This is a genomic window from Pseudoalteromonas sp. SK18 (assembly GCF_001974855.1).
Lineage (GTDB): Bacteria > Pseudomonadota > Gammaproteobacteria > Enterobacterales > Alteromonadaceae > Pseudoalteromonas.
Window position 1 is genome coordinate 37,521 of the sequence record NZ_MTQB01000020.1, and the last position, 13,041, is coordinate 50,561.

Below are 13,041 nucleotides of genomic sequence, written 5' to 3' on the forward strand. Positions count from 1 at the left end.
TAATTACTTAACTTATTGTTGAAAGCGCCGATAAGTTTTAATAGACGTATTTTTGAATGGAAAACCATATGAATCTAACAGTGAGTCAACGTATTTGGGGTGGTTTTATATTTATCACTTTATTACTTTTAATTATTGGCGGTAACTCTTTAATAAAAATAGCAAATATAGATCGTTCAACTCAAAAAGTTAATCAGCTATCGCTTCCTGCATTAAACAAGAGCGCTCAGTTACAAGCTGAATTTATTTTGATGAGTAAAGCCGCTCAAGCTAGTTTCCATATAACATCGGCTCAAAAACTCGCCACGTTAAAAGCGCAAATAGAAGAGCAAAAACAAATATTTAATAAGTTACATCGCGAGCTACAACAGGTAGTAAAAGATGACCCACAATTAAATAAGAGCAGCCTTGACGTTGAAAAAACCTACTTAAGTTTTTTAAACATTATAGAGAGTCTGCTGAAAGACAAAAACACTCAGTTAGTGCTTAATAAAAAGCTCAAAGCTCAATTAGAAACTGTTGAACTCGCGGCTGAAGACGCTAACTCTATGGTTCTTGATATTATTGATATTGATGGCTTAGAAGATAACCACCCGCGTGCTTATCAAGCAGCTAATAACCTTGAAAATAACTTTATGTCTGTGGTTACCAGTAGCACCGATATGTTAACTGTTAAAACGCTTAACACGCTCGATATTATTAAAAATGAACAAGTGTATTATTTTGAAGAAGTCGTTCGTACTGTTGCATTAATACAACCCGCGATAGAGCAAAGCCATAGCGGCTTGTTTAACGACCTAAAAGGCTACGTAGATACGCTTGAAAGCAATATCTTAGGTAACGATAGCCTTTCAGCGAATAAAAAACGCCTTATTGATGCAATCAGCACAACTGAACGTGAATTAGAAGAATCGGAAAAAGCCACTAAAACAGCACTTAGCCAAATAGACGAATTAGTATTACAAGCCAGCGGCGTTGCATTTACTTTGCAAGAAGGCGTACGCAGCGATGTAAACTCAGCTAATTTATGGACTTGGATAGGCATGATCATTGCGACTATTATCGCTGTGCTTGTAGCCATCATTACTGTTAACCGTATTACTAAGCCATTAGCAGAAGTTAACCGCATTTTAGATATTGTTGCCAGTGGTGATATGACTCAACGCTTAGATGACAGCGCAAAAGATGAGTTTGGTGAATTGTCGAAAAGCTGTAATACCTTAATTGATAGCTTACGTAGCTTAATTACCGGTATTATTTCACGTTCAACACAACTTGCAGCCGCTTCTGAGCAAACTTCAACAATTACCGGTGAATCAAGCAAAGCGATTAGTAATCAACAAGCGCAAGTAGAGCAAGCTGCAACCGCAACCACTGAAATGAGCAGTACTTCACAAACTGTAAGTAACAGTGCCCAACAAGCACTGAGTGAAATTAAAAATGCCGATAAAGAAGCTGAACGTGTTAAAGGCATTTCAAATCAAAACAAAGCAACCATTGAACAACTCGCTTACGAAGTCGATGAAGCATCAAGTGTTATTAATAAACTACACAAAGATAGCGCATCAATTGGTAGTATTTTAGACGTTATTCGTGGCATTGCAGAACAAACTAACTTACTTGCACTTAATGCGGCGATTGAGGCAGCACGTGCCGGTGAGTACGGTCGAGGGTTTGCTGTGGTAGCTGATGAAGTAAGATCGCTTGCAAGTAAAACTCAAGAGTCGACTCAAGAGATTCAATCTATGATTGAATCATTGCAATCAGGCGCTGAAGAAGCAGTTAAGGCAATGGAAAAAGGTAAAGAACGCGCGGTTTCGTGTGTTGAGCAAAGTGATTTAGCTAATAGTGCTCTTGATTCGATTACACTTGCGGTATCACAAGCGCACAATGTCAGTGAAGAGATATCAACAGCAGCACAAGAACAACAACAAGTATCACAAGAGATCAGTGAGCGCTTAGAGTCAATTGTTGCTATTGCCGAGCAAACAGCAGAAGGCGCAGTACAAACTAATATTTCAAGTTCAGAAGTGGCTAAATTAGCTGAAGAACTAAGAATATCAGTAGAGAACTTTAAAGTATAAATATCGCACTGTAAGTAGCCCTAGGGCTACTTACAGCTCACACCCTAGTGAAGTCATAGTAAAACACCCACTTCCTCATTAGGTGTGCTTACATGCCCCACAATCTCACTCTAAATACACAACACTCAACTGCTTAGTCCGTAAAGTCATTTAATGCCCATACTCTTTATGTTCTCTTTGGTTATACCAATTCGCTTAATTAAGTGGTCTATTTTGAGGATGAAAAAACGTGTTGATAGCAAGGCAAAAAAATTGCTATTTAGTTGTTCTAAATGAGAATTTTTTAACGCAGATAGCGACACGTTTAGTCCTGTAAAATGATTAAGTATTATTGCGAATTGGTATTAGATGGACATTATTACGGTAGGTATATTTTCGGTGGCTAATAGAGTGGATTTTAAAAACAAAAAACCCAGCATAAGCTGGGTTTTTACATTTCTGAAAGAAAACTAAATTACTTGATTTTAGCTTCTTTGAAAATCACATGTTTACGAGCCTTAGGATCGAACTTTTTGATTTCCATTTTTTCAGGCATGTTACGCTTGTTCTTGTCGGTAGTGTAGAAAAAACCAGTACCAGCAGTTGAAACTAAACGGATCTTATCGCGCATAATTCAGTTCCTTAAACTTTTTCGCCACGAGCACGGATTTCTGTAAGAACCGTGTCAATGCCTTTTTTATCGATAATACGCATACCTTTAGTAGTAGTGCGTAATGTTACAAAACGTTTTTCACTTTCAACCCAAAAACGGTGTGTTTGTAGGTTAGGTAGGAAACGACGTTTAGTCGCGTTTCTCGCGTGTGAACGGTGGTTACCAACCGCTGGACGCTTACCTGTAACTTGACATACTTTAGACATGTCTATATATCTCCAATAACTTCGCTCGAGCTTAATTTTTCCCTAAGGCCATGTATTTGTGCCCTAGAGATAAATCGAAGGGCGCTCTTTATACAGCTTTTACAGGCAAAGATCAAATACTGATCTTATCCAACCAGCTCATGTGTAAATTTTATAGCGGCTAATTATAAAGATCGAATGCCCTTAGGGAAAGTAAAAACTGCATTTAAATTAAACTAATTTGCCAAAACACACTAAACCGCTCATTTTTAGCACATATCTGCGAGCGATAAACTTAAATAAGTCCCCGTTCAGCAAACGAAACACAATTTTCACCACCAATAATAATATGATCCAACACATTTATGTCGACTAATTGCAGTGCTTGGCATAATTTATTGGTAATTAGCTTATCGGCCTGACTCGGTTCTGCAATACCACTTGGGTGATTATGTGAAAAAATAACCGCTGCCGCATTATTTTTTAACGCTGCTTTGACTACTTCACGCGGATACACGCTGGCTGCGTTAATCGTACCATAAAATAAGATTTCATCTTTCAATAAACGATTTTGGCTATCAAGATACAACACCATAAACACCTCCTGCTGCAACCCTCGCATTTGCAGGGTTAAATAGTCGTATACAGCTTGAGGGGAATTAAAAACGGCATCGCGAACAAAGCCTTCTTGCATATAACGCTGACTCAGCTCAAGTACCGCTTGTAGCTGTACATATTTAGCTGTTCCTAGCCCTTTTTGCGCACAAAATTCATCTATACTGGCATTAAACAAATTATGCAGGGTTTTATTTTCATTAAGCAGGTGCTGTGCCAGCTCTATCGCATTCATACCGGGTAAACCAGTACGTAAAAATATAGCCAATAGTTCAGCATCAGAGAGTGCCTTTGCGCCTTTTTCTAGCAGCTTTTCTCGCGGTCTGAGTGAATTAGGCAGAGAGGTTAATTGCATCGTTCATCCTTGAAAGCGGTCAGTATCATATAACTGTAATGCAAAATTAAAAATTAGCGCGATAAAACGCATTTTATCTTAGCTGTCACGCTCAAGATTTGTTATTTTAGCCAGCATATTTTATAAAATTGATGAACAACCATGATTAATTTAACAAATAAAAAAATAGTGCTGGGAATTAGCGGTGGAATTGCAGCCTATAAATGTGCCGAACTCGTAAGACGTTTAAAAGACCATGGTTGTGACGTTAAAGTTGTAATGACTGAATCAGCAAAGCATTTTATTACCCCGCTAACGATGCAAGCCGTCAGTGGTGAAATGGTGTCTGACTCATTACTCGACCCATCAGCAGAAGCTGCAATGGGACATATTGAATTTGCCAAATGGGCTGATTTAATTTTAGTTGCCCCTGCCACCAGCAATATTATTGCAAAAATGGCCGCAGGCATTGCTGATGACCTACTCACTACGTTATTGCTCGCAACTCCGGCAAAAGTAGCCATAGCGCCGGCAATGAATCAGCAAATGTACGCACATCTTGCAACGCAAGCTAATTTAGCCACTTTAAAGGCGCGTGGCGTTGCTGTTTGGGGACCTGGTAAGGGTGAGCAAGCCTGTGGTGATGTAGGTGCAGGACGAATGTTTGAACCGCATGAGTTAGTGAGTTTATGCACTGAACCTGCGCAACCACAACTCTTAGCGGGTAAAACCATTACTATTACTGCAGGCCCAACCCGAGAGCCTCTCGATCCAGTGCGTTTTATATCAAACCACAGCTCAGGAAAAATGGGCTATGCACTAGCACAAGCTGCTTTATCATTTGGCGCGCAAGTTAACTTAATTTCAGGCCCAGTAACTATTGCGGCACCGCAAGGGGTTAATTTAATTAATATAGAAAGTGCTGAGCAACTATTGCAAGAGTCACTCAATTACGCCCCTCAATCAGACGCCTTTATTGGCTGCGCTGCTGTAGCCGATTACCGTGCAGCAAATATCGCCACACAAAAGATGAAAAAACAAGGTGATGAACTCACTCTTAGCTTAGTTAAGAACCCAGACGTTATAGCAGCGGTGGCAAACCTTACACAAAGCCGCCCTTACACTGTCGGCTTTGCAGCAGAAACGCAAAATGTTGCTAATTACGCTAAAGGGAAACTAGCCAATAAAAACCTCGATATGATTTGTGCTAACGACGTATCGCAAAGTGATTTGGGCTTTAATTCAGAGCGTAACGCACTCACTCTTTACTGGCAAAATGAACAACTCGATTTACCTGAGACCAGCAAAACAGAAATAGCCATCAAAGTGATCGAACAGCTTGCCAAACGATTATAAAAAGGCTGGAAACAAACTGAATAAAACATTAACATGATGACGCCTTGTGACCTTTTAGTGTAATTTTATCTCGCTAATATAGTTTAATGCTTGCGCAGTACCAGAGCTTCACCGTAACACGTGAAAATACCGTCTCACTGGTTACTGCCTGTAGCAGCACTAGGCCGGTAGCTGTGTTATCGCACATTGATGTAGAAAAAATAACTATTAAAAAAGGAATGTTCATGCCTGCGACAAAAAAAAGTAATCGCAAAGAGCAAATACTGCAAGCACTCGCACAAATGTTAGAAACCAGCCCTGGCCAGCGTATTACAACAGCCAAACTTGCCGCAGAAGTTGGCGTATCTGAAGCCGCTCTTTATCGCCACTTTCCTAGCAAAGCGCGGATGTTTGAAGGATTAATAGAATTTATTGAAGATACCCTGCTATCACGTATTAATCTTATTTTAGATAACGAAAAAGAAAGCAAAGCACGCGTATACAATACCCTATTACTGTTGCTAACGTTTGCTGAGAAAAACCCTGGCATTACTCGTATATTAACAGGCGACGCTCTACAAGGAGAACAAGAGCGACTTCGTGAGCGTGTACAGGGCTTATTTGAAAAACTAGAAACCCAATTTAAACAAATTCTTAGAGAGCGTAAGCTACGTGAAGGTAAAAACTTCCAAAGCGATGAGTTAACCCTAGCTAACTTTTTGCTTGCCTACGTTGAAGGTAAAATGAATCAGTTTGTGCGCAGTAATTTTAGTGCTCGCCCAAGTGAGCAATTTGAAAAACAATGGCCAGAATTACAAAAAATTTGGTTATAAGGTTTTAGGTAATCTTGCCAGCAAGATTATTAAATTAAACTCTTTAACCTTCTCCTATCATCAATTCCACATAAACTCTGTGTTCTTTTTTATAAATTAATTTGAACACAGAGCAAAAAGTAAAAAATTGAAAACCACAATTAAACGTCCGCTTCCCTAACTTTTTACGGATACATAGCACCTCGCATCCCGTAGCCCGAAAGTTTTACCTTTTACCTTTTACCTTTTACCTTTTACCTTTTACCATTCATTTTTAACCTCTCATCTCTGCCCTGCTACCACTTATCGTATCTACTCGAATTGTTATTAAAACTCGTTACAATAAAATAATGTTAAAAAACGAGAATCTATAATGAAAACACAACTCACTCTTATAGGCAGCGCACTTATTGCAAGCTTAACGAGCGCCAGTGCCTTAGCAAATAAGCCACTAGAATTTAAAGATGTATTTGATTTTAAATCTGCAAAAGGTACGCAGCTCTCTGAAAATGGTCAAATTCTCTCTTTTAGTGCAACCCCTTATCGCGGCAATGCCACAGGGCAAGTCTACTCGCTAAATAACAACAAGCTTATTGCTGAAGTAGAGCGAGGCACTCGCCCTACAATTAACAAAATGGCGAACTGGGTTGCATTCACTCAAGTGCCTACCCTACTTGAAAAAGAAACCACAAAGAAAAAAAGTGACTTAAAAAACAATTTAGTATTAGTGAATACCCAAACTGGTGAGCAACAACGTTTTAATGACGTAAAAGACTACGTACTTGCTAATAACGGCCAATGGCTTGCCTATCGCAAAAATGAAAGCACCGACGCGGATGATAAAACCTCCGACAACAATAGCGCTATCACTGCTGACAAAAAAGATAAAAGCTACCCGCTGGTTATCATCAACTTAAATGATAAGCGCACCCATACTCTTGAAAGTGCCTTCACCTATGATATTAGCGCCACCAGCGATCAGCTATTAGTGAGCCAAAGCTATGTGGATGGTAACAATAATCAAATTACTTTGTTTTCACTCGATGACTTCACCAGCACGGCATTAATTGATGAGCCGGGTGTGGTTGCCAGCAAAATAGCTTGGCATCCAATCAATAAGAGTGTTGCATTTACCTTAGGTAACTATGTGAACGATGATAAGCGCCGCCGCCAGTACGAATTAACGCTTTGGCAAAACGAGACGCTTACCACTGTGCATTCACCTAACCCAGAATGGTTAATGGGTAAAACCGCGACATTAACGTGGGCCGAAGATGGTACACGCTTGTACTTTGAAAACCGCCCAAAACTTGCTGAAAAAGTTAAACAAAAGGAATATACCGATGAGTCGTCACTGTATGACTTTGAGGTTATTCGCGACCAAAAAGGGTTAAATGTATGGCACAACAACGATGCGCAAATTAAACCTCGCGAAGAGCAGCAATGGAATGAAAATAATAAAAATCGACATTACACGGCGGTATACCATGTAAACTCGCAACAAGTTGTGCAGTTAAGCACACCAAATATGCCTGAGGTCGCACTTAATACTGAACGCGCGGATTCATTATTAGGTTACTCAAATTTAGCTCATCTTGAAAAAGTAATGTATGGCGGTTTTTTTGCTGACTACTTTGCTGTTGATATAAAAACGGGTAAACAAACCCCTATTATTAACGACTACCCATTTAGACCAAGCCTTGCGCCTAATGGTCAGTTTGCTGCTTACTTTGATAATAACCAAGTACAGCTTAAAAACTTAGGCAATAACAAAGTGAGTGTACTCAGCAAAGCAGTTAACGCCACCTTTGCCGATGACAAACACGATTACCCATCTAAGCAGCCTGGCTATGGCTTTGCTGGCTGGCTTAACGATAGCAGCGAAATACTGGTTTATAGCAAATACGATATTTGGTCGTTTAATGTAAATACCAAGCAAGCCAAACGCTTAACTAATGGTAAACAAAGTAATACTCAGTACAGAGTGATCACACTTGATAAAAGCCAAGTGGGCTTTAACAGTAAGGATACGCTGCTGCTCTCTGCAATTAACTTACAAAGTAAGCAAAGAGAAGTTGCTAAACTTAATTTAACAACGCTTAACGTTACTAAAGTACTCACAGGCAATAAACGCTTTGATGTAATTAAAAAAGCCAAAAATGCCGATAAATACTTATTTACTGAGCAAACCTATCAGCAATTCCCTGATATTTACCAAACTGACTTTAGCTTTAATAAGCCACAAAAGGTCACGAACTTAAATCCACAAGTTAATAACTTCGCGTGGGGCCAAGAACCTGAACTTATAAGCTATAAAGGCTTTGATGGAGAAGATTTAAAAGGGGTATTAATCAAACCGGCGGGCTACAAAAAAGGCGATAAAGTACCGGTTGTGGTGTACTTTTACCGCTATATGAGCCAGCGTATGTACGACTTCCCTAAAATGGAATTAAATCATCGCCCTAACTTCCCAATGTTTACATCAAATGGCTACGCCATCTTTTTACCTGATATTCGCTTTGAAATAGGTCACCCAGGTAAGTCGTCAACGCAAACCATGATCAACGCCACCCAAAAGCTGATTGATTTAGGCATTGCCGATCCTAATAAAATAGGGTTACAAGGCCACTCATGGGCGGGTTATCAAAGCGCGTTTATGATCACCGAAACTGATATGTTTAAAGCTGTGGTATCGGGTGCGCCAGTGTCTAACATGACCAGCGCCTACAGTGGCATTCGCTTAAAATCAGGGCTTGCTCGCCAATTTCAGTATGAAACAGGGCAAAGCCGTATTGGTAAAAGCTTATTTGAAGCCCCAGAGCTTTATATTGAAAACTCGCCAGTCTTTTTTGCCGATAAAGTAAATACCCCTATTCTGATTATGTTTGGCGACAAAGATGATGCTGTGCCATGGCATGAAGGCGTACAATATTATTTAGCGCTGCGCCGTGCGGGTAAAGACGCCACATTTTTACAATATGAAGGTGAACCGCATCACTTAAAGCAATTCCCTAATCAGGTAGATTTCTCCGTACGCATGATGCAGTACTTTGATCATTACTTAAAAGGCAAGCCAGCCGCTAAGTGGATGAACGAAGGTGAAGCGTTTGTAGAAGAATAACCCCTCTCTCGAAGCTAAAAACCCCATACACTGATAGGCTATGGGGTTTTTAGCTTTTAACATCAAATAATTTACCAACCACAACTTAAACCAAAATCTTTATAGCAAATATTGAGCTATCGTTTGAACACAAAAATACGCTATTTTTTATAAATATTTATTTGTGGAGTGATTTTACTCAGCACTATAATAAAGCTGGGTTATAGGTAATAATCAGTCAATAAAAATATAAAAACTAAAGAGAAGTGGAGAATGCTAGATTTTTGGTACAAAGGGCTACCACAGTATCCAAAAGATCATAAAGATTTTTGGCGCACACGCTTAATCGCTCATTCATTATTAACAGCAACCTGCTACTTTTTAATTTTAACTCTACTCAATTTGTTCTACTTTGATAGCTACGATATTGCAGCCATTGACGCATTTGGCTTGCTTATAACACTAGCAATTTATCTTTGGTTTAGTAAAACGGCGAATGTGCATGCTGCAGCATGGGCAGTCACTATTATGGTAGCTAGTTTAATAATGACATTTGTTGTCTCTGTAGGTGGCCTTGCCCACTCTTTATTTTGGGCAACACTTATCCCTCCTTTTGCATTTTTTCTCGTCGGCAGAAATTGGGGGAGCATCTTTAGCGGCATTGCCTTTTGTATTTGCGCTTATTTAACTTATAAACAACAGCAGCTAACTGTGACTATAGGTCTGGGCTCTTTATTTAATATCATAGAGGTCTGTATTGCCCACATCTTAATCTTCAGGTTTTATGAAAAAACTCGCTTTTCTGCTTATGACCATTTAACAATGCGCAATATAGAAATCCAACACCTTGCTGAAACAGATAAACTGACAGGGCTTTTTAATAGGCAAAAATTTGATTACGAGCTATCACAACTAATAACCAACTCTAAAAAAACAAAAACCACTAACTGTTTACTTATTTGTGATATCGATCACTTTAAAAAAATTAACGACACTCATGGCCATATAGTAGGTGACCGTGTTTTAAGTGAATTTGCACATATAGTTAAAAGCAAAATGCCAGGTCATTCAGTAATAGCGCGCTGGGGCGGTGAAGAGTTTTCAATTATTTTACCCAACACCTCCTTATCCGAGGCCATAGCGCAGGCAAATCAACTAAAAGAGTGTATTTACGCTGTTCCCATTGCCAACATTCCACTAACTATAAGTATAGGGCTAGCATTAATCGATCCTAACGATTCGGTTCTTAGCGTATTAGAACGTGCAGATAGCGCGCTATACGAAGCTAAAAACAATGGTCGTAATTCAGTGCATTTTAGAGACATTGAACTAACAATAGCAACTTCATAGAGCCCTTTATAGTTGAGTAAGATACCCAATTAATTAATAAACACTCACAAAACCAACCATAAAGAACTACTAAAAAAATAAAAATGCATACTAAAAAACCATTAAAACTGACTTTTATGCTTAGTTCGCGTATTCTAACGCCCTGATTTACATAACCTCTATCCTCTATAACGAAATGAGCAACACCACTCCCCCATTTTCGATTTCAGCCAGCATGACTCACAGCATTGCAAATATTAGTGAAGCTTTAGGTAAAATCAGTGCCTTATATTCACCAGCAACCCTTGAGCACTATAAGCAACAAAAACTCACCTCTGTACAAATGAAAAACCCTGAGTTTCAATACACAGCATCTGACTTATCAAACCCAGACAACTTGTTATGCTTACATCGCAGCTTAATGAAAGATCAAAGTGAAAAGTCAGGCAGTTATAGGCAGCAAAGTCTAGCATTAAAAAGTGGTGCACAAATGGCACCACAGGCAATCCGAGTGCCACAAATGGTAGAGGAGTTATTTGCGTGGTTTAATATAACCGCGCATCACCCCTTAATCAGTAGCGCAGTATGTCATTATGAATTACAGTTTATTCAACCTTTTGCACAGGGTAATACTGAATTAGCGTGTGTGTGGCAAACTAAGCAATTATCGCAGTGGCATTCGCTATTTTCACTAATAAACATTAACAATGTTATAGCGACAACTCGCCAACATTACTTTGAAAGCATCAACCTAAGTACCAAGTCCGGTGACTCATCCGTGTTTATTGAGTATATATTGGAAGCATTACTAGCGGCACTAAACTCATTAGAAAATGATTTAAAATCAATAACAAAAACCAAAAACCCCCAACAAGCCCCTCAAGTTAAACAGGCTATAAATGTAGACTTACAAGCCCCCCAAGTCATCGCTTTAATTAATGTATTTACCCAAAGCGAAAAGCCATTAAACCGACAAGAGCTACAAAATCAGCTTGGATTAAAAGACCGTAAACATTTTAGAGAGCGCTACTTAAAGCCAGCCATTGATGCTGGAATTATAGAAATGACCATTCCCGAAAAACCGAATAGCAAAATGCAGCAATATAGACTTAAAAATTAGAAATAAAAATGCCACTTCAGAGCTAAAGTGGCAGGTTTAATAAGCTGTGGTGAGCTATTTTTTACGCGTATTGCCCAGCGGCGAATCCACAGCTCCATGCGTATTGAAAATTATAACCTCCAAGCCAACCCGTTACATCGGTTACTTCGCCAATAAAATATAAACCATTAGCTTTTTTAGCCTCAAATGTTTTAGAGCTTAGCTCATCAGTATCAACACCGCCTAAAGTCACCTCTGCGGTTCTGTAACCCTCTGTACCATTTGGTTTAATTTGCCAAGCATGAATATAATCCGCAAGTGCATCTATTTGGCTATGCGTCAGCTGATTAATATTGCAATCGGGAATGGCTTTACTGTCATGAAGTATTTCAACAAAGCGCTTAGGTAAGATAGTCGCGAGACTATTTTTTAACGATTTTTGCGCTTGCGTTTCTCGCCAGTCAGCTAACTGTTGCTTTAAATCGAGTTCAGGTAGTAAATTGATCGTTACCGCCTGACCTGCTCGCCAAAATGAGCTTATTTGTAATATGGCAGGCCCGGATAAGCCGCGATGAGTAAATAAAATATTCTCTTTAAATACAGTGCCATCTTCGCTTGTAACTTCACAAGAAATACTAATACCCGAAAGCCCTTCAAAACGGTCTTTATCGTGTTGATGTAAGGTAAAGGGAACTAAAGCAGCCATCGTCGGCAAAACCTTTAAACCAAATTGGTCTGCAATTTTATAACCTATTGGCGTAGCACCAAGCTTAGGCATAGTTAAACCACCAGATGCAACGACTAACGACTCACAAGTAAGTGTTTCTTGCTCAGTTGTGACACTGTAACCCATTGCTGTTTTAGCAACATTTAACACTTCGTTACGTAGTTTAATAGTAACACCCGCCCACTCACACTCGGTAAGTAAAATATCAACAATGTCCTGTGCGCTATTGTCACAGAATAATTGCCCCAATGTTTTATGGTGATACGCCAAACCATGTCGGTCTACAAGCTCTACAAAGTCATGCTGCGTATAACGACTTAAGCACGATTTTACAAAATGAGGATTTGCGCATAAATAGTTATTAGGGCTCGCATTTTCGTTAGTAAAGTTACAACGCCCGCCGCCACTAATTAAAATTTTACGTCCTGGCTTTTTACCCATATCAAGCACTGTAACGCTTCGGCCGCGATACCCTGCTTGCGCTGCACACATTAAACCTGCTGCACCTGCACCGATCACAATTACATCAACGTGAGTCATTTAGTCATCTCTTAAAAACTTTGGTGGATTATAACAAAGTTTCGATAATAACCAGATAGTTGTTATATTGTTTTTAATTTATCAACAAAGGCCAATTAATGATAAAAAACACCGAAAAAATCTAATACATTAGGATCGCAACAAATAAAAAATTAAATACAAAACAATTGAAAGCTCACTGAATACGCGGTTATAACTAAATGAAATAGTTACATGCGTATTTAATATT

Annotated in this window: 10 protein-coding genes; 6 read left to right on the forward strand and 4 right to left on the reverse strand. The window is 39.2% G+C overall.

Translation table 11 applies throughout. The features are described from left to right. Positions 1–68: 68 nt before the first annotated feature. On the forward strand, positions 69–2,084 hold the full coding sequence (locus BW139_RS13985; RefSeq protein WP_076920067.1) for a methyl-accepting chemotaxis protein: 2,016 nt from the start codon (positions 69–71) through the stop codon (positions 2,082–2,084). A gap of 454 nt (positions 2,085–2,538) precedes the next feature. Here BW139_RS13985 and rpmG read toward each other — a convergent pair whose 3' ends face one another. The 3 genes from rpmG to radC all read right to left on the reverse strand — a co-directional run bounded on the left by rpmG (position 2,539) and on the right by radC (position 3,891). Then, positions 2,539–2,694 carry a 50S ribosomal protein L33 gene (gene rpmG / locus BW139_RS13995; RefSeq protein ID WP_004587947.1) on the reverse strand — a complete coding sequence of 52 codons (156 nt, stop codon included), beginning with the start codon at positions 2,692–2,694 and terminating at the stop codon, positions 2,539–2,541. Positions 2,695–2,705: 11 nt separating this feature from the next. Beyond that, the gene (rpmB, locus tag BW139_RS14000; protein ID WP_008464111.1) at positions 2,706–2,942 is read right to left on the reverse strand and encodes a 50S ribosomal protein L28; all 237 of its coding nucleotides are present in this window, start codon (positions 2,940–2,942) and stop codon (positions 2,706–2,708) included. A gap of 274 nt (positions 2,943–3,216) precedes the next feature. Next, positions 3,217–3,891 (reverse strand): DNA repair protein RadC, encoded by a 675-nt coding sequence (gene radC, locus BW139_RS14005; RefSeq protein WP_008464109.1) that lies wholly within the window; start codon positions 3,889–3,891, stop codon positions 3,217–3,219. 141 nt (positions 3,892–4,032) lie between these two features. Here radC and coaBC point away from each other — a divergent pair, with 141 nt between their 5' ends. From coaBC to BW139_RS14030, 5 genes are all read left to right on the forward strand, one after another. Then, the gene (gene coaBC / locus BW139_RS14010; protein WP_076920069.1) at positions 4,033–5,226 is read left to right on the forward strand and encodes a bifunctional phosphopantothenoylcysteine decarboxylase/phosphopantothenate--cysteine ligase CoaBC; all 1,194 of its coding nucleotides are present in this window, start codon (positions 4,033–4,035) and stop codon (positions 5,224–5,226) included. 224 nt (positions 5,227–5,450) lie between these two features. Further along, positions 5,451–6,038, forward strand: a complete 588-nt coding sequence (gene slmA, locus BW139_RS14015; protein ID WP_008113236.1) for a nucleoid occlusion factor SlmA — start codon at positions 5,451–5,453, stop codon at positions 6,036–6,038. 352 nt (positions 6,039–6,390) lie between these two features. Further along, a complete protein-coding gene (locus BW139_RS14020) occupies positions 6,391–9,138 on the forward strand; it encodes a prolyl oligopeptidase family serine peptidase (RefSeq protein ID WP_033103977.1) in 2,748 nt (915 codons plus the stop codon). Positions 9,139–9,390: 252 nt separating this feature from the next. Further along, the gene (locus tag BW139_RS14025; protein ID WP_076920070.1) at positions 9,391–10,467 is read left to right on the forward strand and encodes a GGDEF domain-containing protein; all 1,077 of its coding nucleotides are present in this window, start codon (positions 9,391–9,393) and stop codon (positions 10,465–10,467) included. Between the two features lie 214 nt (positions 10,468–10,681). Beyond that, positions 10,682–11,566 (forward strand): Fic family protein, encoded by an 885-nt coding sequence (locus BW139_RS14030; RefSeq protein WP_254844978.1) that lies wholly within the window; start codon positions 10,682–10,684, stop codon positions 11,564–11,566. 61 nt (positions 11,567–11,627) lie between these two features. Here the strand turns inward: BW139_RS14030 and BW139_RS14035 are convergent, their stop codons facing one another. Then, on the reverse strand, positions 11,628–12,812 hold the full coding sequence (locus BW139_RS14035; RefSeq protein WP_076920072.1) for an NAD(P)/FAD-dependent oxidoreductase: 1,185 nt from the start codon (positions 12,810–12,812) through the stop codon (positions 11,628–11,630). Positions 12,813–13,041 lie beyond the last annotated feature (229 nt).